The following is a 23,011-nucleotide window of genomic DNA, read 5'->3' on the forward strand; positions in this document are numbered from 1 at the left end:
TTGAAAACCTGTCAGGTGTTTTTAGTTTGTAGCAGAATCAAAATGCTTTATTCTAAAATTTAGAGTGCTATTATATTTTTTCGGTCTGAAAATTAGTGGCATTGTTTAGTTTAGTAAAAAAGTCTTCTTCGGATTCCAAAATAAGTTCATCACCCAAATTAATAAAATATAAGCCTTTTGAATTCGATTTTAATATAAATCCTAATAAATAGGTTTTATATTCATCCCAAAACAATTCTATACTATCAATATTAAAATTCTCAACATTTAAAATCGTTTCATATAAAATAGCTGAAACATCATATTCTCCATCAACAACAATATCTTGTGTGTTGTAAACTGTATTCACATATATTCCAGTATGATTCGTATATATTTGATACGAAACCAAATCATTATTTACTAAAATAGAATCAATCAATTCTGTTTTATCATCCTGCTCAACAACTATTATTTTCTTTAGATTCGTAATATTTACACCTAATAATTTTTCCATCTTATTTTGTTATTTTATGTTATCCCATTGTTTTGAAACACCGCCTAGCGAATAATCTAAAAATGTAACAAACTCTCCATCTAGTTTTTGTACGACGATACCATCATCAAGCTTACTCCATTTACATATTCCTAAAGTCATATATTCACCCTGTCTTTTTTCGCCTTCAATCACTACCTTTTCTACAAAACTCTGCATCGCTTTTTGGGTTTCAATTTTCGTTGGACTTGTTGGAATTTCTATGTCAAACTTTTTGGCAACTCTTCTTATTTGAGCGGAATGTTTTTTAAATTTCTCAAGCATATTTTTGCCATAAGTCACATTAAATTCATCCAGCAAACTTTTTAATTTTGTAAAATCCTGATCGACCAATGCCTGCTCCAATTCGATAGCCAGCTTATCGTCTTTGGCCAGCGTTTTGGCTTTGGCAAAGGCTTGTTCCAGAGTAGTGATATCCGCTTTGCTTAATGTGCCCAAATCCTCGATCAGACGAGCGGCTTTTAATTCCAACAGTACTCCTTCAAATGTAAGTATTCCTTTTCTAATCGCAAATACAAGATGTGTCAAAAGCTCTCCGGTTTGCAGAAGTCCAGGTATCGTAACATTGGTAAGCTTTTTGGCTTGTGCTATGCCTTGCATTACACGCTCATATTGCGCTTCTACCTTCGCTTGTTTTACAATATTGGCGCGTACTTCTTTTTTCAGCTCTGTAATCGCTTCAAGTCGTTTCTCCAGCTTTGTAACATCTTTAATTCTATTAAATTCTTTTGCAGCATCCGCTAACGGTTCTGCCGCTTTAAAGGCACTTTTAAGAGCTGCTGCATCGACAGCCGCACCCACTATAGCAATAACCACCCATAACAAACTTGGATCATCACTCAATAAACCAGCATTATAACCGTCTTTTTCGGTTTTATAGGTTTCTATTGTTTCATATACGGTATAGGCACTCAAGGCAAAATTAGCACCTAAGGCTACCAATGCCAACGAACCGGTTCCTGCCGAAGCGATCGTAAGCACAATCGCACCAAAAGCGATGGCAAGATTTTTTATAAACTCAAATTTTTCTATCTGGCTTTTTTTATCCGTCAAAATCGCATCGAGTGTCGAACCCGGAGCGATACCCTGAGCCTGTTTACAGCTGTTATACAGCAAATCCATTCCATAAATTGCCTCCGGATTCTGGATTATTTTTTGCTGTATATTATCGATACTTTCTTCTTTCTCTCGAATATAATCTGATAAAAACGCTTTAAGTCTGGCGGTATCCGAAATTTCAGCAAAGGCAGGTTTATCAAACTGTTTTTCTTTTACCAGATCGTTATTTATAGTTCCTACCAGCGAGTCGGCTTTATCTAGTTTTTGTTGTCCTTTATCACGTTCCCCATAATCTACCCGCACTTCAAAACCATCCGCATCTTTGTGGAGTTTTGATGCACCAGCAATTTGCGAATTACCTGCCTGATACATTTGCTTAGCACCAGTCCCTTTGAGCTGATTGAGCAATTGTTGTAAATAGGCTGGACTTTCGAGTTTGTTTTTTTCTTCAAACAAGATATGTTTATACTTCTGCAGCTGATCAATAGCGGTATAAAGTGCCTCCTGCTCGAAAGCGGCTTCATATTGATGAATCAGTTTTTCAAATTCCGATATACCGCCTTTATAGCCTGCATTTTCCAAAGCTTTACGAAGAATCTCCGCCTTATCCGTCATGATCATCGTACTACCGATATCCGGACCAGCTTGAGGATTATTCATCCCACTTATAGCCGCACTTGTACTGGCTTGTCCTACCCAAAAAACATAATCTTTATAAAGCTTGTATAACTCTTTAAAGCTGGCGGTACCGAGTTTTTTTTCCAGATCAGCTTTTACTTTTTGATTAGATTCCCGGTTTGCTTTATCTCCTTTATAATTTTGTATCGACGCCTTAAACTCAAAAAGGCTCATCGTACTTTTACTGGTTTTACTGGCATAATCCAGCATTTCCAAAACGGTAAGGTTGTCGAATATATATTGTGCAACTTCGAGTTTTTCTTCCGGTGTTACCCAGCCTCCTTCTTCGGATGTACGAATAAGATTTCTTACGGCTTCCGGGAAGGCATTAAACTCTTCCTGTAATTCTTCTGCTGTTTTTTTAGGTTTAGCCGTACCCGTACCATTTTCGTGGCCAGTACCGGTTCCTTGTCCTGTACCACTCTTTTCGGTACTGGTTTGTTTTTCTATTTTACTCTCGTTAGAACTTGGTCTGTAGGTGATGGTATTCCCTTCTTTCAGTAGCTTTTCAATGCTTTGATCAAAATTACCCGTAAGCGATGCGCTTCTCGGTTTATCTTCGGGCAATACGACATCAGACTCATTAAGAACCCGCGTGATGAATGTATTAAATTGCTCTTTACTTGTGATCAAAGAGCCGTCATAATCGGTTTGATTTGCATTAAAATCGACGGTATACTGGCCCTTGTTCCGATACACTACCGGTGGTCGGAATTTCCCAGTGATCGCCGGAGCTTGCGGTATAAATTCGGGGATTTGTTGTTGCTGTTGTTCAGTAGCATTTTTGACAGGCTGCATGGTTGTCGTTTTTGCATTCCCTTCACCCGATTTTATATCATTATACTTTCGTAACTCATCAATTTTCAGGCTCTTTTTATACTCCATTTCTTTTTTTTGCGTATCCGGATGATTTAAATTTCCGGTTTGCTGCAAACTTTCCTGAAGTTCTGTATGCATTTTCGTCGAGCCATCCGTATACGCAGAATTCGTTCCATGAGTCGCAGGTGCCGGATTATTTCCCGGTCCTTTGCTGCCACTTTCGCTTGTCGTTCCCGGAGCTCCTGTATTTTGGGATGGAGCGTTGTTTTTTCCAGGTTCGGGTGTACGCAATGGTATCGACTCCGTCTGTCTTTTCTTTTGCTCTGTCTGCTGTGGGTTATTTTCTTTATCTAAAGGTATTGTATCTTTCATACCGTCAATTTTTGATTGGACATATTTATTTTTGCCCTATAAAATGCAACTCCGGTTGTTGCACTTTTGGTGGCCTTTTTAGTTCTGGAAAATCAAATAAAACCGGACTGGCTTTATTATTTTGCTGAAATTGACATAAGAGTTCTTATGCAAACCCGGATCGTTTTATCGTCCCGGTAATGATGTCCTGAATGCGTAAATTATTGTTTTTGGCTCTTTATTTTTTTTTCAGTACTTTTTTATTTCGGAGTCAAAATTCACTTTTTTTTATTGCAATTAATAGTTTTTGAGAAGGACAATTCTGTAGTTGCGGTAGATCCTTTTTTAGGCATACAAAAAACACCCGATCGGGTTTTAAAATCCTATCGGGTGTTTTTTTTGGTTGTTGCAGTAGTAAAAGTGATTATTCGGGTTTCCCTATGGTTCCGGCAGTTTTATGGTAATACAAATGTAATAGTTCCATAAATGCTGCCTTTTTTAATGGTTTTACCAAATAATCATCGATAAAGTGATATTCGTTTATTTTTTCGATATCGGCAAGGCTTGTCGAAGAGCTCAGAATAAAAACGGGAATGTTTTTTACAAAATCCAATTCCAAACGGCATACTTCATCCATAAATTCCCAACCGGTCATTTGAGGCATATTAATGTCTACAAACAACATATCCGGCCAGGTTTCACTCTTTTTTTCATTCGACTGAAAATAATTGATGGCTTCAAGGCCATCTTCAAAACCGATGACCTCCGTGTGGACATCGGGAAACTTCTTTACCATCTTACTGAAGATAAAACGAAATATCGAATCATCGTCGATAATAGCAATACGTAAATTTGTCATATAAAGGGATATTTAGGGCTTACGCATCAGTTGAACTGGATATAAAAGGTACTTCCTTTATCCGGTTCGCTTTCCACATATATTCGTCCTCCCAATGACTCAATCTGATGTCTTGTCATAAAAAGCCCGATACCTTTACTGTCGTATCCGGTATGGAAGGTTTTCCTGAATTTGAATATATGTGCTCCATGTCTTTCGAGATCAATTCCTACCCCATTATCACTAACACTCAAGCAGCTTTTTCCTTCTTCTATATAGGATTTGATATAAATATGTGGTTTCCTACCCGGTATGGTGTATTTTAATGCATTACTGATCAAATTATGCATAATACTTTCCAGATAGATTCTCGAATAGGAAATCGAATTGACTTCAAAATTGGTTTCGATCACAGCACCTTTGGCATAGACTTCTGCTGAAAACTGCTGAATCGTCTTTTTATAGAGGCGTTCGAAATTACATTCTTCAAAAGGAAGCGATTTGCTACCTCTCACTTCGAGTATTTCAATGAGTTCCTCCATAATCGCAATAAGGCCGTCACTGGACGATTGCAGGAGTTGCAGGCATTCTTTTCTGTCGTTTTCATTTTCAGCATGTTCAATTTCGGCAACCAACATCTGGATATTTCCAGCCGGTCCTCTCAAATTGTGCGCTACAATTTGATTGAATTCTTCCAATTGCCGTAGTTTGGTTTCCAGATCGATTGTGGCAATCTCCAATTGTCGGTTATTGCGCTGTAATGTTTGTACATATTTACTGTACAAGGTGATATCCTGAACCTGAGCAATAAAAAAAACGGGCTCGCCTTGTTGGTTAAAAACAGTCGACATGGTGAGAAGGCACCAGATATAATGCCCTTCTTTATGGATATAGCGTTTCTTGATCGTAAAACTTTCGCTTTCGAGTGATTTTAGCTTTTTTATGTTTTCCTCAATAAGCAACAAATCGTCCGGGTGGGTATATTCGCAGCAACTCATCCGTGACATTTCAGACAGATCGTAACCCAGCATCTTGGTCAGGGTTTTATTAACGTCGATACAATGGCCATCGGTATCGACCAAAGCCATTCCTAATCCCGAATGCAGAAATGCCTGATTGAATTTTTGTTCGTTGATCCGAACCGCTTCCTCCGTTTTCTTTCGGTTCGTAATATCGGTAATAACTACCGCCGCTTTGTCTTTTGATGAATAAATGGGTCGTGCCTGCATTCTGTACCACAACCCGCTATTGACCTGAACGGGTGACTGGTAGTCCATACTGAGTGATTTATTTTTGCTTAGAGCATCTTTGATCAATGTTACAAAAGAACGCCCAAGTTCACCTGGAAACAGTGCTTCCAGATTTTTCCCCAAAAATAGTGACGGTTCGTAGAAAAGCTGATCTTTATCGTTAGTCCAGCAATTTAGGATTACTCCGGCGGCGCTTACTTCAAAAATCATATCGTCTATAGAAGCCAAAATCTCATCCAATTGATTTTTCCGTTTCTCTAATTTCTGACTTTTGGTTATAATTCCGGTCACATTAAAAAAACGGATCATAACATATTCCATGTCCGAAACCGTAATGAGCTGTGAACTAATCGACAACCAGGCAAGTGGCTTATCCGCTATGGTTACGCCCAGTATCTGATCTTCTATGGTTTTTCCGCCTTTTAACGTAATCGAAAACGGCAATTCTTTTTGGTCTAGTGGTGTTCTGTCTTCTGCATAAGAAAACCGAAACAATTCAAAACAACTTCTCCCCTGATACTTTTCATCGTTAAGACCAAAAGTAATCATGGCATTTTTATTTGCCCGAACAATGTTTCCTTCAAAATCTACAATAAATACACCTTCCTTTCCGATATTCTGCATACTGCTTAATATCGCATCGTTCCACATATTCTGAAGTTCTGCTGAATGCATATCTCTTTTTTTAATTAACAAACTACAAACAGTCCCGGTAAAATATTCCGAGTACTGTCATCGTTTTTATCGTATCCCTGTTCATTTAATGTAAAAGATTCAAATCTCCTGAATCAAGGCCGGATGCTTCTCCCGATAGGCGAAAGATACATTTTTAATTGCTTAAGACATTTGATCCTGTCAACTATTTCCGATAAACTTTCGAACATTTTGGGTATCAGTTGGCATTCCGAATGTGTTTTTTTTAATCGATCCGTTAAATTACCATCGATAGTAAAGTCCGCAATGATTCATTCTTACGCTACAATTTAACAATAAATTCCTGTTAATCAACATGCTATTCTTATTTTTTCAGGTCTTGATATTTTTAGGATAAATGGTTCTTTTTGCCATAACGAGATACAGAATTTATTCGTAAAATTGAGCCTTACCAAACCCAACATGAGAACTAGCGCTTCCCCTATAATCAGGCACCTCGAAAAATTATGGAGAAGTTACTCCGTTTTTATAAACCGGGGAACGCTTACCGGAAAGAAATATCCGAACCGAAATGAGATGTGGAAAGACCGTTTTTTTACACAAATCATAAAATTTGCAGTTCCAACCGGTATCATTGCACTGATCCCTAATGTGATTATCGAGTGCTACCACAGCAGTTATCTGACAGCCATAACTGATCTGTCGGCATTTACCTCCATAGTGATTGTAGTTTTGCATAAAAAACTGGACATCCGGGTTAAAAAACTTTTCGGTGTTATGGTAATGCTGACTTTCTCGATTATAAAAATCGTAACGCTGCATTCGCTAATGTTCGGAACGGTCTTTCTTCTATTGCTCAGCGTATTTGTTACGCTTTTGTTTTCAAAAAAAATGGCCTATTTGTCGGTTGCGGTCAATGCCGTAATCTGTCTCTCGTTTGGTATTGCCTTATATGAAGGATTTCCGGTAAATCGGCTTGAATTAATGAGCGACAACATTCCGGATCGATGGGTTTTATACTCCTTTAATTTTATATTTTCGAATCTGGTTATGGTAGCTGTTATTTTATATATCATCCGCGGTTTCGAAAAAACCATTTTAAAATCGGAAAGCCTCTATCAGAAACTCCGCCAGGAAGTTCAGGAAAAGATTAATCGGGAAAATCTATTGGAAGATGCCGTGACCCATTATAAAAGCCTGTTTATTTTTAATCCGCTACCGATGCTGATTTACGATCCGCAAAGCCTCCGGATGCAACATGTAAACAAAAGTGCGGTAGACTGCTACGGATATAGCATTAAGGAACTTCTCAATATGAAAATAACGGATCTTATACGCTGTGACGAAGCCGCTTTTCGAAACAAAATACGCCAGGATTACGTACACCAGCGGGACGAACATTATTGTAAGAATGGGGAGCGTATTCAAGTTGACATCAATGCCAGTAACATCCGACTTAACGGAACCTGGGTACGACTTGCTATTGTGAGAGACATTACTTCGGAAGCCGAATACATCACTGCCATTGAACAAAAGAATGAAAAACTCCGGGAAATTGCGCATCTGCAATCCCATGTTATCCGCAATCCGCTATCCCGGATTATGGGCATCACCGAACTGATCAAATCAGACCCTGTTGAAGGCCCCGAATTGGAAGAACTCCTCTTCTACCTCAACCATTCCGCTGAAGAACTCGATATAGTTGTGGCTCAAATTGTAAAACAAACCGAAATGGAAATAAGGACCTCATTAAACCTTAAAAACGGATTTAGCTAAGCAACGATTTCCTTTTATAATTGCCCAAAACAACACCGGGAAACAGGTATAATTAGCCTACAAAAAATTATAAATTTCCTTATATTGCTATCCCATAACGTACTGTAAAGTAACAGTCCGTTTTAAACAGATGAAACAGCTCAAAACAGGACAGTTTTTCGGAGAAACCAACAGTCGCCTTGAATGGGGAGGTCTTGTGGTTACCGATACCGAATATACACACGAAAAAGTAGACTGGCATTATCACGAAAAACCCTATTTTACATTTATCATTCAGGGAAAAGTTCTCGAAGGCAACCGGAAAGAAATCTATGAATGCACTGCGGGTTCCCTGCTTTTTCATAATTGGGACGATGCTCATTACAACCTCAAACCACCTGGATTTACCCGTGGATTTCATATTGAAATAGCACAGCACTGGCTGGATCGATTCGATTTGTCGCTCGACTGTCTACAGGGAAGCTTTGCCGTAAAAAATCCGGAGATAAAACTTTTGTTTTATAAGCTTTTTAATGAAAGTAGGCTACACGACACAACCAGTCATTTGGCCACAGACATACTTCTCGTTGAAGTATTGGAAAACATAAAAGGCGCAAATAAAACCAATGCTGTTTCGCGTCCGGATTGGATAAAACCACTACAGGAAATACTTTACGAAGATACCCTCCAAGACCTTTCCCTTTCGGAACTATCCGCGCTATTAGGGATACATCCGGTTCATATTTCCCGTTATTTCCCTAAGTATTTTGGCTGTTCCCTTGGTACCTATATCCGCAAACTAAAAGTGGAAAAATCGCTTGCCTTACTACCGGACAAATACAAATCACTTACGGACATTGCTTTGGATTCCGGCTTTTCCGATCAAAGTCATTTTATCCGCTGTTTTAAAGAAAACATGGGAATAACACCGTTGGCTTTCCGCAAACGAATGCACTTCTGATGTTAATTTCATGCTATTTTCAAAAAAAACGATTCCTTATTTTTACATCATCAAATCAAAAAACAAACTCAGGATGAAAGCATACTTTTGGTGTATGATCACTATTTTAGGATTATCGTTTAGCGTCACGGCACAACACAACATTACCAACCCCGAAATAAATACCAATCCCCTATACCAAAAGAACATTGGAAAGATTGTTTTCCTCTCCAAATCCATTCCATCGGAACAACTAACAGAATCCGATTTTCTGGAATCGTTTCAGAATAGCGACGGAAATGATTTATACCTCCGTGTTTTTATGGACAATTCGCTGGTTAATTTTCTACATACAATAAACACAAATCTAACCGTTGACGAATTAGTTCAAAGTGGAAATTTCCAGTTTTCGTTTTATGCCGACGACAAACTACTTTATACCGAAAACCTGAATACCGGTGCGGGAACACTTCAAAGTAAAACCAAAGGAACCACGTTTCAGATTCCGCTTATCAGCAAATCGGGTGAAGATTCCTGGGGACGATTTTTATGGTCACGCTTCTTTTTTAACGGTGGTGGCGAAGATGCTTTCTTTTCTGGAAAACACAAACTTACGATCGAGATACGCCCGTATCTGAAATCCGGTACAACTATCAAAACCGGTACATTAATCGCAAAGGGAAGTCTTATCGTAACGGCTCCGATAGTTTCATTATCTGAAAATCAGATTGCTATTCAGAAAATCGCCCCAAAAAGTGACTGGCCACAGGCAACCGCTACCTACGACACTACTACGATCCGCCTTTTAAACCAAAAAATTCAGGAAAAACGTTTTAAAGACATCACCAGTATTGTCGTAATCCAAAACGGAAAATTAATACTTGAAGAATATTTTAACGGTAGCGATCGCAACACCCTTCACAACACCCGATCGATTGGAAAATCCTTTGCTTCCACCCTTATGGGAATCGCCATACGGGACGGTTATATTAAAAACGAGAAGCAAACCCTCAATCAGTTTTACAAGCTAAAAGACTTTGCGCACTATTCTATTTCAAAAGAAAACGTCACCTTAAAAAGTTTACTTACGATGAGTTCCGGTTTTGACGGATCGGATCAGAATCCGGATTCACCGGGTAACGAAGAAAATATGTATCCGACAGACAATTGGGTTAAATTCGGATTAGACCTTCCGATGGACTCCGAAAAACAAATCGGGAAAAATTGGGATTATTTTACAGCCGGAGTAGTCCTTTTGGGCGATATTCTAAACCAACGGGTGCCTAAAGGACTGGAATCCTACGCTGCGACCAAACTATTCAATCCGCTGGGAATTAAAAGCTACCAATGGCAATACACGCCTCAAAACGTAGCCAATACGGCTGGCGGCTTACAATTGCGAACGTTGGATTTGGCACGCTACGGACAATTATATGCCAACAAAGGTTTGTGGAACGGAAAACAACTGCTTCCAAAAGAATGGGTTGAAAAAAGTTTTACCAATTATTTCCCGGAAGATCCCAACACACCGGGATACGGTTATCTGTTCTGGAAAGAAAGCTTTACGATAAAAGGGAAAGATTATGAAGCCTTTGCCTGTAGTGGAAACGGCGGTAATAAAGTCTATATTTTTCAAAACGTCCCTCTTGTGATTGTTATCACAGCCACAGCCTACAACAAACCTTACGCTCATCCACAGGTACGCCGGATGATGCAGGAATTCCTGTTACCAGCCATGATCGCACAATAATAGCCATCGTATAAAATCAATCGATGAAAAAAGTAATTATCATAGGAGCCACATCAGGAATCGGAAAACAACTCGCCCTACTTTTTGCCGCAAACGATTATAAAATTGGGATTACCGGACGAAGAACAGCATTATTAAACGACCTGAAAATACAACATCCCGAAGCCTTTGAAATCGCAGCCATGGATATTACACAAACGGATAACCTTTGTGAACAATTGGAAGTGCTCACCAACCAACTCGGTGGTCTTGATTTATTGGTACTCAGTTCCGGAACCGGTGAGTTGAATCCCGAATTGGATTTCGCTTTGGGACACCACACGATTATGACCAATACCATCGGTTTTACCCAAATCGCAGATTGGGCATTTCGGTATTTCGAAAAACAACAATCGGGACATCTGGCGGTCATCACGTCTATAGCCGGATTACGGGGAAGTTCTCTTGCTCCGGCTTATAATGCTTCAAAAGCATATCAGATAAACTATCTGGAAGGCTTACGCCAAAAAGCCAACAAAAGCAAACATAAAATTAGTATCACAGACATCCGACCGGGCTTTGTGGATACTGCCATGGCCAAAGGCGACGGTCAGTTTTGGGTTTCCAGTCCCGAAAAAGCCGCAAAACAAATCTATAGTGCGATAAATCGAAAAAAAGAGGTGGTTTATATCACAAAAAGATGGCGCCTAATCGCAATACTGCTAAAAGCACTACCGCGAAGTCTTTATAAAAAGATGTGATTATTGATTGTATATTCAGGACTTTATATGGTAATTCCATTTGGAAAATCTTCTATAAAAAGTCCTGAAATATTGATTAATCTTCTAGTGGAAAGGAAATTCCAATTGCAGCTGCACCCGAAGTTTGCCTTACCGATTCATGGTAATAATACGCAAATTTTACTTCGACATTATGCTTACGCCCTAATGCCAATCCTAATGAAAAAGGAACGTGCATTAGTAATCCGTTTTTACGGTAATAATCCTCTTTGGTATACGTATAAAAAGAACCCACAGACACACCTACTCCAACTTCAATAAAAGGTGCTACATAAGGAATGGGTGCTGCAAGCCGAATCTTTGTTCCCAATAAAGCAGCATTGGCTTTAAGGCTATATACTTCCTGATTCGCATCTTTTTCTTCCGACTCGGCCGAAGCAATTACCACTCCGGCATAAGGAATCACTCCAAACCAGCTCCGCGGACACCAAACATATTCACCCTGAGCATAAAATCCCGTACCATTCATACTAGTCTCTGTATCGTATGGCGATACGATACCAAGTCCTACAGAAGCATTAATAAATTCCCCTTTATTGGGTTGTGCAAATACCGGATGCAATACCACTCCGGAAAATAAAAAAAGACTAATCGCAAAATACAATCGTTTCATTACTGGCTTAAAATTTTAGCCGGCAAACTTAAATATATTTAAAGAATTATCGGAAAAATTATCCGTAAAAGACTACTATTATCTATCGATAGTCCATAAAATACTGTTGTGTACCGTATCAACATTATAAATATGAATTACGTTACTTAAAAAAACACCGAGCAGTCGTTTTGATTGGGTGTCACTCTGGCTTACGGTTGATTCTGTTTGCGTTTAGCGATAGCTACAAAACCGGCAATAAAAAAAGCAAGAAGATCATCTACGGATGGTCTTTTGTTATACCAAGTCAATTTAAAAACAGGTAATTACATCCTAACCTGGTTCTGAAAAAAAATGATCCTTTGTTCTGCATATACTATACTGTTTTAAACAGTAGTCTGAATCCAATAACTTATAAATTTAATACACCCAAATATGAACGATCAAACAGAACTTACAGTAACAGAGACAAGCATAGCGGAATGGATCGAAGCGAATCTTTCGGCTCCTTCAATGCTAAAAGCACAAGCTTCGGGAACCGAACGAGCGTGTTGTAAAGCCCTTTTCCTAGGATCGGATGATAGTGATCCGAACGCTTCCGGAACAGAAATATTTAGCAATCCTAAAAATCTTCCGGTAGCCGTTGCAACGATTCTAAAACTGATTCAAACGAGATCCGATTTTTACCCGGATACTCAAAATGCCAATGCTTTATTCAAAGCTATCGAACCTTACTCGCACCACTTATACACGGCACCTTTTTTGAACCTAATGGACGGTAACTCCATTCAGAAAGATTTTGTCAATAAAAACTATCAAAAAATTATTGATGATTTTATGACACTCTTTTCGGATTATAGTAATGAGGATAAAATAAAAATCCGGAATTCTGTCCGGGAACTGATTCAGACGCAATCGTTCAATGCCGAAACGAATACGTATAAAAACAAATTCGTATTAATAATAATCCGGAATAAAACCAACCAGAATGCCGACATCTGTTTTTACAGTACTTCTTTTGATATGGAAATCAGTGCAGGTCAACCTCATATAAAAGGAAATCAGGATTATACTTTAGCTTATACTATTTATAATCTGCCAACCAGTAACTTACAACGAGTTGCACAACCTCTATCCAGACTTCCAAAAACTACTGTAAACGAATGGATTAAAAGTAATTCTTCTCCTAAAAATACCGCAATAAGTCTTTGTTTTTAATTTTTAAAATCAGAATTATAACAATTTTCACGATACTATTGTCCGGATTTTCCCAATATAAAATCCGGACAATAATCGTATCAAATAAAAACTTGTTTTTTCTCTATTAAGGGATATATTTGTAAAAAACGACATTACTATGACAGTCCTGGAACAACTCAAAAAAATAAACTGGCTACGAATATTATTATTCTACGGAATTATACTGGTGGGCACTTATTTTGCGCGAAAACTTCCGAACGTATTGAACCTGATTCTAACCCGTATTACCGACATTCCTTTTACTTTTAATTACAATCATGGAATTGTCACCCTGCTAACGGCTTTGTTATTTTATAAATTTAGCGGCGTAAAGCAGGAAATCACCCTATTGGGAAACCATAAAATCAAAAGTCTGCTATTTCCATTTATATTATTACTATGCTATGCCGGATTTGGAATTAGTAATAGTAACGGTATCGACAAACATATATGGGCTTTATTAATTTGTTCGTTTGCGCTTGTTTACAACCTGATGGAAGAATATGCCTGGCGTGGTTACCTGATCGAAAGTCTGGGAAATATGCATTATGTTTTAAAAAGTCTTATTTCGGGTATATTTTGGGCAATATGGCATCTCTTAATTTTTAATAATTTTGATCAGTATGGCGGATTTTGGATTTTTCTGGCTTTCTGTATTGTTTTTGCTTTTATACTGACATTTGCCGTTAGGCGCACCCAATCGATACTGGTTGCCGCGACCCTACATGCTTTTATTATTCAGACCAATATGGCCGCTGTGATCTGCTTTGTTACCTTTATGCTGTTGTTAATTACCTGGAACAAAACTTTTAAACGTACAACCTAAACACTAATAATTCCACTCCACATATACCGGTTTGATCATCCAGGGATATTTAATTATTGAAAAAGAAAAAGAAGCTCTATTAATCAGTATGTCATAGGCTCTTTTTTCAACCTTTAACTCCCAACGTTCGCTTTTATCGGTTAGCATTCCATCTCGAATCAGCCAATTTCCGCGGAAACCGGCAATCGAACTCGAACCGATAGCGGGCCAATAATTGATCATAGTCTTAAGCAATCCATTCATAAGCTGCTCCTCCTGATCGGTTACTTCAATCGTTTGTGTTATAACGGTATCCGGAGCAATACCACAAAGTATTTTATTTAAAGACAACTGATGATCATCAGCATTTTGACGGCCGGTTGCCAGATAGTTGAGATAAAGTACCGCTTTTTCGCGATTTTCTTCCGAGGTAAACGCCTTATTTTTGATAAGTCCTAATCGATCTAAAAGCATCGGAAAATAGGCATTTATTAAAACCATTCCGGCATTATTTGTAGGTAATGTAGTTGTTGACATTATGTTTTAATTTTAGGGGTCAAAAGTTTTCAAAAGTAGTAGCAACCATTCGCGTATCGTTACGTAAAATCACCTGTTTTGATGGTGCTATCCGATCGCAATCCGACACAATCAATATATTGTGAATGGAATCCTTTTACCGATAAAACCTTCCGTTGGTTTCTATTTTTCAAGGTCTAAAAAATAAAAGTGGCAAAGGACATTTCGAGTCCTTTACCACTTTTCGGCGGGAATAATTCCCAATAAAAATCAATCAAAAAAACAAACTTATTTTTCCATCCCCATGTATTTTTTATTGTTTTTTAACTGATTATTCGACACCACCGCCCAAAGCGCGATACAGGTCGGTTATAGCATTGTATTTTTCCAGATGAATCGCAATCGTTTCCAGATCATTTTGCAATTTGTTATTCTGTGCCGTAATCACTTCCAGGTAATTGGCCATCCCATTTGCATACAACTTCAGCGCATCGTTTGTTGCTTTATTCAGCGCAATTCCTTTTTCTTCCACCAATAACAATCGTTGCGACGCTCCCTTTGATCTTGCCATCGCATCGGAAACTTCGCCTACCGCCTGAAGCACCGTTTGCTTAAACTGAATCGCTGTTTTTTCCTGTTCGATCAGTGCGGTTTTATAGGCCGTTCGCAGCATTTTTTTCTGAAACAACGGTTGTGTAAGATTCGCCGCTATATTTTTGGTAAACGATCCCGGTAAGTCAAACCAATCTTTAAATTGCATCGCATTGGTACCTATTTGCGGCGCAAGACTCAAACTGGGATACATCGCAGCGTTGGCAAGACCTGCTTTGGCATTACTGACCATCACGGCATATTCGGCTGCTTTTACATCCGGTCTCCGACTTAACAAAGCGGCCGGAACTCCGGTTGTTGCAAGCTCTTCCGGAATAGCCTTTTTCAGACTTTCCGCTCTGGCAATACTATCCGGATAGGAACCGCATATGATACTCAGGGCATTTTCCTGTACGGCGATTTGCTGCATTGCTAACGGCAGTAACATTTCGGCCGTTTTCTTTTGTGCTTCGGCTTGTTGTACGGCCAGAGAATTAATTTGTCCCGCGTCATATTGCAATTGCATAATCTGTAACGTACGATCGCTCAATTCTATATTCGATCTTGCGATCTTTATCTGTTCGTCCAAAGCCAACAAATTATAATAGGCCTGAGCCACCTGAACGATGATTCGGGTTTTTAAAGCCGATACGTTTTCCCGCTGTGCGAAATAATCGGCCCGGGTTGCGGCTTTCATCATCGAAGTTTTCCCCCAGATATCCATTTCCCAGTTCAGACGTAAGCCGGACGTGTAATCGTCGATATATGGCGTACTTACAAACTGTCCCATCAGCGAGCCGTTCATACTGTTTTTAGACTGCCAGGTACGGTTGGCACTTCCGCTTAACTCAAGTGTAGGCAACCATTCCAGTTTTGCTTGTTTAAAAGCCAGATCCAGTTGTTCGACGCTTTTTAAAGCAACCGCTATTTCATTGTTTTTTTGTAAGGCATTCTCGATCAGAGTGATCAATTGTTTATCCTTAAAAAATGTTCTCCACGGTAACTGAATCGTATCGGCGGTGAGTTGTAATTCCGTCCGGTATTTTTCTGGCAGGTCGAGTGCCGGCTGTTTGTATTTTTTTCCAACCACACAAGACGAAACCAGTAGTAGCATCAGAAATCCCGGAACCAGTTTTTTTATAATCAATGATTGTGTCATTTTTCTTTTTATTTAATTGTATCGAAACCCTGTTTTTGTCCGGAGAGTTTTTCCTGCAGATATTGAAACAGCATATATAATAATGGGATCACAAAAACACCCAAAGCCACTCCGCTTAACATTCCCATCGCCGCACTTGTACTGATGGAGCGGTTTCCGGTAGCCGTACCACCGGTAGCCAACATTAGCGGTATCATCCCCACAATAAATGCCAACGAGGTCATAATAATAGGCCGTAGTCGGGCACGGGCTCCTTCAAAAGCCGATTCTTTAATGGACAACCCGCTTCTTCTGCGTTGTACGGCAAACTCCACGATAAGAATTGCATTTTTAGCCAGTAATCCGATAAGCATAATAAGTCCAACCTGGACATAAATATTATTATCCAGTCCGATTGCTTTAATTCCCAAATAGGCTCCCAAAATACCGGTTGGGATCGATAACAACACCGCCAACGGTAACAGGTAACTCTCATATTGTGCCGCCAGAAGGAAATAAACAAACAACAAACAAAGTCCTAAAATCATCATGGTTTGGTTACCGGCTTCATTTTCTTCCAAACTTAAACCGGTCCATTCGTAGCTGTAATCCGAAGGCAAGTTATCGAGTACATGTTCCATACGGGTCATTAATTCTCCGTTACTCACACCCGGCATGGCATTGACGTTAATCGTTACGGCATTGTAAAGATTATAGCGACTCACCGATTCCGGTCCGTAGACTTTTTCCAGTGTTACCATCGTTTTTACCGGTACCATTTGCCCCTGATTGTTGCGGACAAAAATCTCATTAAAAGCCTGTTCATCCATTCGGAATACACCGTCGGCTTTGATATTGACGCGGTAAAACTTTCCAAATCGGGAGAAATTCAGTGACTGATCTCCGGAAAAATACGACTGGATTACATTAAGCATACCGCTTACACTAACACCCAGTTGTTTGGCTTTATCTTCGTCTACATTCAATTCCAACTGCGGATAATCCGCGCGAAACGTAGTATAGGCAAACTGAACCCCGGGAACCTGCATCAACTGCCCGATCACCTCATCGGTCTTGCTTTTTAAAGCCTCCGGTCCTCTGGCCATTCGATCCTGAAGTACAATTTCGGCTCCACTTGTCATTCCATAACCATCTACCGGCGGCAATCGCATGGCCATTAGCGAACCTTCTTTTATATGACTCAGCTTTTCATTGACTATGCCCATTAATGCATCGATATCCTTAACGGCTCCGCGTTGTTCGGTTGGTTTAAACTTTACAAAACCCACCCCGTAAGACGGTCCGGAACTATTACTTAATATATTAAATCCTGTAATGGCGGTATTGTCTTCTACGGCTTCCACTTGCGAAAGCAACGTATCGATTTTTTTCATCACTTCGGTTGTAGGCCCGAGTGCCGTACCCGGTGGCATGGCAAGCGAATACATAAACATTCCGTCGTCTTCCATTGGAACAAAACTTTTGGGCGTACTCGTAATGGACCAGGTTGCGACAACAAACAGTGCAATAATAGAACCCGCGGCCAACCATTTTCTTGCAGCCAAAAAGCTAATCGTTTTAATATAGCGTCCGGTTAGATTCGAAAATCCTGCATTAAAGGCGGTAAAGAACCGTTTTCCAAATCCGTCTTTTTTAGGTACTTCTTCTCCTTCGTGTTGTCCCGCATGGGTATTTTTTAATAAAAGTGCACAAAGTGCCGGAGTCAATGTTAAGGCATTTACAGCCGAAATAATAATGGCTATCGCCAGCGTATAGGCGAACTGTTTATAGAAAATCCCAGCCGATCCCTGCATAAATCCAATTGGAATAAATACAGCCGACATCACAAGGGTAATCGAAATAACGGCACCGGTAATTTCGCTCATTGCGCTATGTGTAGCCTCTCTTCCGGTCATGGAACTTCCTTCCATCTTACTATGGACCGCTTCTACAACAACAATGGCATCATCGACCACAATACCAATGGCCAATACCAACGCAAAAAGGGTCAGTACATTAATCGTAAAACCAAAGATCAACAGGAAGAAAAAAGTACCTACAATCGCTACCGGAACCGCAATGGCCGGTATTAATGTGGAACGAAAATCCTGCAGGAAAAGAAATACAACCACAAAAACCAGTAAAAAAGCCTCTATTAAAGTCGATTTTACCTGACCCGTAGCGGCATCCAGCTTTTCTTTGGTACTAACCAGTTTGGCGTATTTAATACCCGGTGGAAACGACTTGGACAGTTTTTCCAATTCTTTATCAATACCGATTTCGATGGCATTTGCGTTCGATCCTGTGGTTTGAATTATCGCAATCGTTACGGCATTTCGGCTGTTTGAGGTATTATTCCCGCCATAGGATATGGAACCGAATTCGACACGGGCTATATCTTTAAGGCGTATCAGGTTTGTTCCGTTATTTTTAACAACGATATTGTCATAATCGTCCGGGACGTTTTTCTTTCCTTTATAACGCATCACATATTCCAGCACGGCATCGGATTCTTCTCCCAGTTTTCCGGGAGCCGATTCGAGACTTTGGTCGGCAATGGCAGCCGTTACATCGGCAGGTTCCAATCCGTATCCGGCCATTTTACGCGGATCCAGCCAAACCCGCATGGAATATTCCTTACTTCCGAATATCTGGGTTTGTCCCACTCCCGGAACCCTTTTCATTTGCGGAATCAGATTGATATTCGCATAGTTTTGTAAAAAGGTTTCGTCGTATTTTTCATTGTCTTCCGTATACAGGTTGAAAATCATGATCATACTATTCTGCTGTTTGGAAGTGGTCAATCCCATTCGCACTACTTCGGCAGGTAAAATCGGTGTCGCCTGTTGTACGCGATTTTGAACATTTACAGCCGCCTGATCGGGATTTGTCCCTTGTTTAAAGACAATGGAAATCGAAAAACTTCCGTCGTTACTGGCAGTCGATTTAATATACTGCATGTCTTCCACTCCATTGATTTGTTCTTCCAGCGGCGTTACTACCGAACGGATTACCGTTTGGCTGTTACCGCCCGGATAGGAACCGGAAACCGAAACGGTTGGTGGCGAAATATCCGGAAATCGCGTCACCGAAAGTCGCGTAAGTCCCATGACCCCTAATATGACGATAACAATGGAAATTACCGTGGCAAGTACCGGTCTGTCTATTATTTTTTGTAACATGATCTATTTTTTATTATCCGATTGTTGCGTCGTGTTGCTTGTTTTTATGATTTTAGGGATAACTGCCATCCCTTCTGTTAAGGCATCAATCCGGTTGATGGCAATTTTATCGCCCGTTTGTACTCCCGATTTTACCAAAAAGGAGTCACTGGAATTACCCGAAATTTGAATGGGTAGCATTACAACCTTATTACTGTCGGCCAGTTTGAATACAAAAAACTTATCCTGTATATCTTTTACACTGGTACGGGGAATCTGTATCACACTGTTTTTTGTATGATCAATAACAACACGCCCTGTTCCGCCGGAACGCAAGAGTTTATCCGGATTGACAAACAGGGCTTTCATAGGCATACTACCGGTTGTACGGTCGATATTACCACTGGCGGTTTCCAGTTTTCCTTTGTGTTCGTAAGTTGAGCCATCCGCCAGTATCAGGCTAACGCTTTCCTTTGGATGTGTCTCTTTTTTATAGGCGATATAATCGGATTCACTCATCGAAAAGTAGACACTAACGGTATTGATTTCCGACAAGGTGGTTAATGGTGTCGCATCAGCCGGTGTAACCAGGTTTCCGATACGGTTTGGAATCCGGCCTATAAAACCGCTTACCGGCGCTTTGATCAATGTAAAATCGGCATTAATTTTTGAGGAACCCAAAGTAGCTTTCGCCTGCGCCACCTGAGCTGTCGCGGCACTATATCGGGCCTGTGCTTCTTTAAGCTGTATATCCGAAACCACTTTTCCGTCAACCAACGGTTTTAGTTTTTCCAATTCAATTTTGGCCGATGCCTGAGCTGCCACTGCCGCTTTAAGTCCGGCATCGCTATTAGCAACCTGTTCCTGAAACACCTCGTCTTTTATTCGGAATAAACGCTGTCCTTTTTCTACATAATCGCCTTCTTTAACGTAAACCGTTTCAAGATAACCGGTTACCTGTGCTTTTATATCAACGTTTACACTTCCTTCTATACTTCCGGGATAGGTATTGGTAACGTTTGCTTCTCCGGCCGTTAACCGGATAAAATCGGTTTCCAGCGGCCCCATTTCGCCCATACCTTCTTCTCCTTTTCCACCACAGGATGCCATAAATAGTAGCACTGAAAAAAGGGAGACAACCTTTCCGGTTGGAAGCCATTTTGTTATTTGTTTTTTCATATTGTATCGAAATTATTTTGAGAATTTGATACAAAGAAAAACCGGTTCTAAAGAAGATTCTTTTTTATTTAAACGAAGCGGAAAAATTTGCCGGTGAACCGTTTTTAAAGGGAATTGAATCGAATGCCAGTTTTTTGAAAAAGGCAATTCAGCGGACTATACGGATCGTTTCGAGTTTGTATAGCCGAATGGTTTGGAGGTTATTCTTTTATTTTTGGATCCATTAGTAATCCATCCAGTTTTTAAATTGTGGCGCTTTTTCGCGACTGATAATTACTTCCCGATCGGGGTATTTTTTAAGGACAATTTTTAGTTTTCCGTTAAAATAGTTTTGTACCAGTGCCACCGAATCCATATTGATAATATACTGTCGGTTGGCTCTAAAAAAGTGTTTTGGATCCAACTGCTGTTCCAATTTTTCCAGGGGTTGTGTTACGATTTCAAAATCACCGTTAAAAAGATGGGCCTGTGTTGTATTCAGTTCCGAAAAAAAGAAGGCAACCTCGCTCACCATTACGGTTTTATAGCCATCACGGTAGGGCAACAGGAAACGGTTTCGGAATTCCTTTGGTTGTATTTGAGTGAGCAGATTTTCGATGATTGGATTTAACGTCTGTACTTCTTGAATATGTAGTTCATAGCTGTTTAAGGCGGTTTCCAATTCCTCTTTTTCAATCGGTTTTAACAGATAATCGATGCTATTATATTTAAATGCCCGTACCGCATATTCATCGTAGGCCGTTGTAAAAATTACCGGACATTTAACTTCGATATGATTAAATATTTCGAAACTTAATCCGTCTGCCAGGCGTACATCCATCATGATAATATCCGGTTTTTCATGCAATGCCAACCAGGCTACCGATTCTTTTACACTGTCCAGAATCGCCAGAATTTCCGCATCGGGTCGTATGTCCAGTAATAACCTTTTTAACCGATCCGCATTTGGTTTTTCATCTTCGATGATTACTATTTTTTTAATTTTCATGGGAGTAAGGGTACTTTAACGGTGAATACAAACGTATCTTCTTCCACAATCGGCTTTTTAGCGGATAACAAAGAATAACGACTCAGGATATTTGCAAGCCCTATACCGGCAGAATCGGCTTTGGAAACCAGCGGTAACAAGGTATTGGAAACCGTCAGGTACTCTGCATCGGATTGTATCGTTATTTCCAGTGGTCGGTCTTTGGTTGTCCGATTGTGTTTTAACGCATTTTCGATCAGTAACTGCAATGTCAGCGGCGGAATTTGCAATCTTAGATGTTCCTGACTTACGATTATTTCAAAAGTCACACCTTGTCCCATTCTCTTTTCGATCAGGAACAGATAGGCATTCAGAAATTTTAATTCTTCTCCAAGTGGAATGAGTTTTTTCCGGGAATTTACCAGTAAATAGCGGTATACTTTGGCCAGATTTTCGGCATATTCATATCCCAATTGCTGGTTTTCGAGGATAAGCTCCGAAAGCACGCTGAGATTATTAAACACAAAATGAGGGTCCAATTGTAATTTAAGTGCCTGTAGTTCGGCTTCGGCAGCAGCTTGTTTGTGTTCGGCGGCTTTAATTTTATGTGCCACCGCATCCATTGCTGTTATTTTCCAATTGGTAATCAGAAAATTACCCGTGTTTATAGCACTGATCATTAATGCTGTCAACACCGTCGCGATTATCCATTGCCAATATCCTTTAACTTCACTTATGGTTGCTTCGACGTCGTTTTCTTCCAGTATGAATACGAAAATAAAATGGGTAATCAACGTCACTAACAATACGCCGATAATCTGTACAAAACTTTGTACAACAAGTCTTTTTATAGGATCGACTGTCCAGGGCATTTTCCGGTTAAACCAGCGGTCGAGAAACAAACTAAGCTCCGAAATAACGGCACAGAAAATAATGGAAACTACAAATTCTTCTACAATGTCTGAAAGCGACCTTGTAAAAAAATCGGTCCAATACGACGAATACGGATCCATCATATAGGAAATCAGATACGATCCTATAAAAGCAAATAGGATTAGTAACGCTCTTTTTCCTTTACTGGTGATCATGGTTCTGTCTGATTTGACGCTTCGATTGCAAAGATAACAAATACGACACCGTCATGAATACATTATAACTATCGTGCATACAGTACTCTCGTTTTTTGAATGCAAGGTACATCTTGGTCTGTGCGGATTATACGCTTTATAGGTAAAGCGTATAAAAAAGCCTTTGAAACGACAAAACGCTATTGGTGAAAAGGAAAACCAATTCCTATTTTATCGTAGCAGAAAAGATTCCATACCAAACGAACGCTAAGTCTTCTTGTAAAAATGCCCGTTTGTTTACAGGCGTGCACCTCTTTTCTAAAAGCCCTATAACAGGTAAAAATACCT

At 39.8% G+C, this 23,011-nt stretch carries 17 protein-coding genes; 6 read left to right on the top strand and 11 right to left on the bottom strand.

Annotated elements, in window-relative coordinates; genetic code table 11:
- Positions 1–70 precede the first annotated feature (70 nt).
- From AAFN64_RS11610 to AAFN64_RS11625, 4 genes are all read right to left on the bottom strand, one after another.
- Positions 71–496, bottom strand: a complete 426-nt coding sequence (locus AAFN64_RS11610) for a hypothetical protein (protein ID WP_347760551.1) — start codon at positions 494–496, stop codon at positions 71–73.
- Positions 497–505: 9 nt separating this feature from the next.
- Positions 506–3,463, bottom strand: a complete 2,958-nt coding sequence (locus tag AAFN64_RS11615; RefSeq protein WP_347760552.1) for a hypothetical protein — start codon at positions 3,461–3,463, stop codon at positions 506–508.
- A 403-nt stretch (positions 3,464–3,866) separates the two neighbouring features.
- Positions 3,867–4,301 carry a response regulator gene (locus tag AAFN64_RS11620; protein WP_300492075.1) on the bottom strand — a complete coding sequence of 145 codons (435 nt, stop codon included), beginning with the start codon at positions 4,299–4,301 and terminating at the stop codon, positions 3,867–3,869.
- 26 nt (positions 4,302–4,327) lie between these two features.
- Positions 4,328–6,205: a PAS domain S-box protein gene (locus AAFN64_RS11625; protein ID WP_347760553.1), complete on the bottom strand. Its 1,878-nt coding sequence runs from the start codon at positions 6,203–6,205 to the stop codon at positions 4,328–4,330.
- A gap of 441 nt (positions 6,206–6,646) precedes the next feature.
- Between AAFN64_RS11625 and AAFN64_RS11630 the strand changes: the two genes are divergently transcribed.
- The 4 genes from AAFN64_RS11630 (at position 6,647) to AAFN64_RS11645 (ending at position 11,369) form a co-directional block, all read left to right on the top strand.
- A complete protein-coding gene (locus tag AAFN64_RS11630; RefSeq protein ID WP_347760554.1) occupies positions 6,647–7,960 on the top strand; it encodes a PAS domain S-box protein in 1,314 nt (437 codons plus the stop codon).
- Positions 7,961–8,090: 130 nt separating this feature from the next.
- Positions 8,091–8,900: a helix-turn-helix transcriptional regulator gene (locus tag AAFN64_RS11635; protein WP_347760555.1), complete on the top strand. Its 810-nt coding sequence runs from the start codon at positions 8,091–8,093 to the stop codon at positions 8,898–8,900.
- 73 nt (positions 8,901–8,973) lie between these two features.
- Entirely contained in the window at positions 8,974–10,629 is a 1,656-nt protein-coding gene (locus AAFN64_RS11640) for a serine hydrolase (RefSeq protein ID WP_347760556.1), read from the top strand.
- 23 nt (positions 10,630–10,652) lie between these two features.
- On the top strand, positions 10,653–11,369 hold the full coding sequence (locus AAFN64_RS11645) for an SDR family NAD(P)-dependent oxidoreductase (RefSeq protein WP_347760557.1): 717 nt from the start codon (positions 10,653–10,655) through the stop codon (positions 11,367–11,369).
- Positions 11,370–11,445: 76 nt separating this feature from the next.
- Here AAFN64_RS11645 and AAFN64_RS11650 read toward each other — a convergent pair whose 3' ends face one another.
- The gene (locus tag AAFN64_RS11650) at positions 11,446–12,021 is read right to left on the bottom strand and encodes a hypothetical protein (protein ID WP_347760558.1); all 576 of its coding nucleotides are present in this window, start codon (positions 12,019–12,021) and stop codon (positions 11,446–11,448) included.
- Between the two features lie 414 nt (positions 12,022–12,435).
- Between AAFN64_RS11650 and AAFN64_RS11655 the strand changes: the two genes are divergently transcribed.
- Complete coding sequence (locus tag AAFN64_RS11655; protein WP_347760559.1) at positions 12,436–13,218, top strand: hypothetical protein; 783 nt, start codon at positions 12,436–12,438, stop codon at positions 13,216–13,218.
- A gap of 139 nt (positions 13,219–13,357) precedes the next feature.
- Entirely contained in the window at positions 13,358–14,065 is a 708-nt protein-coding gene (locus AAFN64_RS11660; RefSeq protein ID WP_347760560.1) for a CPBP family intramembrane glutamic endopeptidase, read from the top strand.
- 3 nt (positions 14,066–14,068) lie between these two features.
- On the opposite strand, the gene AAFN64_RS11665 is transcribed toward AAFN64_RS11660, so the two are convergent.
- The 6 genes from AAFN64_RS11665 to AAFN64_RS11690 form a co-directional block, all read right to left on the bottom strand.
- Entirely contained in the window at positions 14,069–14,581 is a 513-nt protein-coding gene (locus AAFN64_RS11665; RefSeq protein ID WP_347760561.1) for a contractile injection system tape measure protein, read from the bottom strand.
- Positions 14,582–14,891: 310 nt separating this feature from the next.
- Positions 14,892–16,310 (bottom strand): TolC family protein, encoded by a 1,419-nt coding sequence (locus AAFN64_RS11670; RefSeq protein WP_347760562.1) that lies wholly within the window; start codon positions 16,308–16,310, stop codon positions 14,892–14,894.
- Between the two features lie 8 nt (positions 16,311–16,318).
- Positions 16,319–19,471, bottom strand: a complete 3,153-nt coding sequence (locus AAFN64_RS11675; RefSeq protein WP_347760563.1) for an efflux RND transporter permease subunit — start codon at positions 19,469–19,471, stop codon at positions 16,319–16,321.
- Between the two features lie 3 nt (positions 19,472–19,474).
- Positions 19,475–20,629, bottom strand: a complete 1,155-nt coding sequence (locus AAFN64_RS11680; RefSeq protein ID WP_347760564.1) for an efflux RND transporter periplasmic adaptor subunit — start codon at positions 20,627–20,629, stop codon at positions 19,475–19,477.
- A gap of 223 nt (positions 20,630–20,852) precedes the next feature.
- Positions 20,853–21,617 carry a LytTR family DNA-binding domain-containing protein gene (locus tag AAFN64_RS11685; protein WP_347760565.1) on the bottom strand — a complete coding sequence of 255 codons (765 nt, stop codon included), beginning with the start codon at positions 21,615–21,617 and terminating at the stop codon, positions 20,853–20,855.
- Complete coding sequence (locus tag AAFN64_RS11690) at positions 21,614–22,684, bottom strand: histidine kinase (protein ID WP_347760566.1); 1,071 nt, start codon at positions 22,682–22,684, stop codon at positions 21,614–21,616. The genes AAFN64_RS11685 and AAFN64_RS11690 overlap by 4 nt, the downstream gene beginning before the upstream one ends.
- Between the last annotated feature and the right edge of the window lie 327 nt (positions 22,685–23,011).

This window comes from Flavobacterium sp. CAU 1735, from assembly GCF_039888695.1.
Classification (GTDB): Bacteria; Bacteroidota; Bacteroidia; order Flavobacteriales; family Flavobacteriaceae; genus Flavobacterium.

Bases quoted from the DNA above. Each gene is read 5' to 3' on its own strand.
- AAFN64_RS11615 (WP_347760552.1), bottom strand. From the start codon at position 3,463: ATGAAAGATACAATACCTTTAGATAAAGAAAATAACCCACAGCAGACA.
- AAFN64_RS11630 (WP_347760554.1), top strand. From the start codon at position 6,647: ATGAGAACTAGCGCTTCCCCTATAATCAGGCACCTCGAAAAATTATGG.
- AAFN64_RS11625 (WP_347760553.1), bottom strand. From the start codon at position 6,205: ATGCATTCAGCAGAACTTCAGAATATGTGGAACGATGCGATATTAAGC.
- AAFN64_RS11640 (WP_347760556.1), top strand. From the start codon at position 8,974: ATGAAAGCATACTTTTGGTGTATGATCACTATTTTAGGATTATCGTTT.
- AAFN64_RS11645 (WP_347760557.1), top strand. From the start codon at position 10,653: ATGAAAAAAGTAATTATCATAGGAGCCACATCAGGAATCGGAAAACAA.
- AAFN64_RS11690 (WP_347760566.1), bottom strand. From the start codon at position 22,684: ATGATCACCAGTAAAGGAAAAAGAGCGTTACTAATCCTATTTGCTTTT.
- AAFN64_RS11620 (WP_300492075.1), bottom strand. From the start codon at position 4,301: ATGACAAATTTACGTATTGCTATTATCGACGATGATTCGATATTTCGT.
- AAFN64_RS11650 (WP_347760558.1), bottom strand. From the start codon at position 12,021: ATGAAACGATTGTATTTTGCGATTAGTCTTTTTTTATTTTCCGGAGTG.
- AAFN64_RS11665 (WP_347760561.1), bottom strand. From the start codon at position 14,581: ATGTCAACAACTACATTACCTACAAATAATGCCGGAATGGTTTTAATA.
- AAFN64_RS11610 (WP_347760551.1), bottom strand. From the start codon at position 496: ATGGAAAAATTATTAGGTGTAAATATTACGAATCTAAAGAAAATAATA.
- AAFN64_RS11675 (WP_347760563.1), bottom strand. From the start codon at position 19,471: ATGTTACAAAAAATAATAGACAGACCGGTACTTGCCACGGTAATTTCC.
- AAFN64_RS11670 (WP_347760562.1), bottom strand. From the start codon at position 16,310: ATGACACAATCATTGATTATAAAAAAACTGGTTCCGGGATTTCTGATG.
- AAFN64_RS11660 (WP_347760560.1), top strand. From the start codon at position 13,358: ATGACAGTCCTGGAACAACTCAAAAAAATAAACTGGCTACGAATATTA.
- AAFN64_RS11685 (WP_347760565.1), bottom strand. From the start codon at position 21,617: ATGAAAATTAAAAAAATAGTAATCATCGAAGATGAAAAACCAAATGCG.
- AAFN64_RS11680 (WP_347760564.1), bottom strand. From the start codon at position 20,629: ATGAAAAAACAAATAACAAAATGGCTTCCAACCGGAAAGGTTGTCTCC.
- AAFN64_RS11635 (WP_347760555.1), top strand. From the start codon at position 8,091: ATGAAACAGCTCAAAACAGGACAGTTTTTCGGAGAAACCAACAGTCGC.
- AAFN64_RS11655 (WP_347760559.1), top strand. From the start codon at position 12,436: ATGAACGATCAAACAGAACTTACAGTAACAGAGACAAGCATAGCGGAA.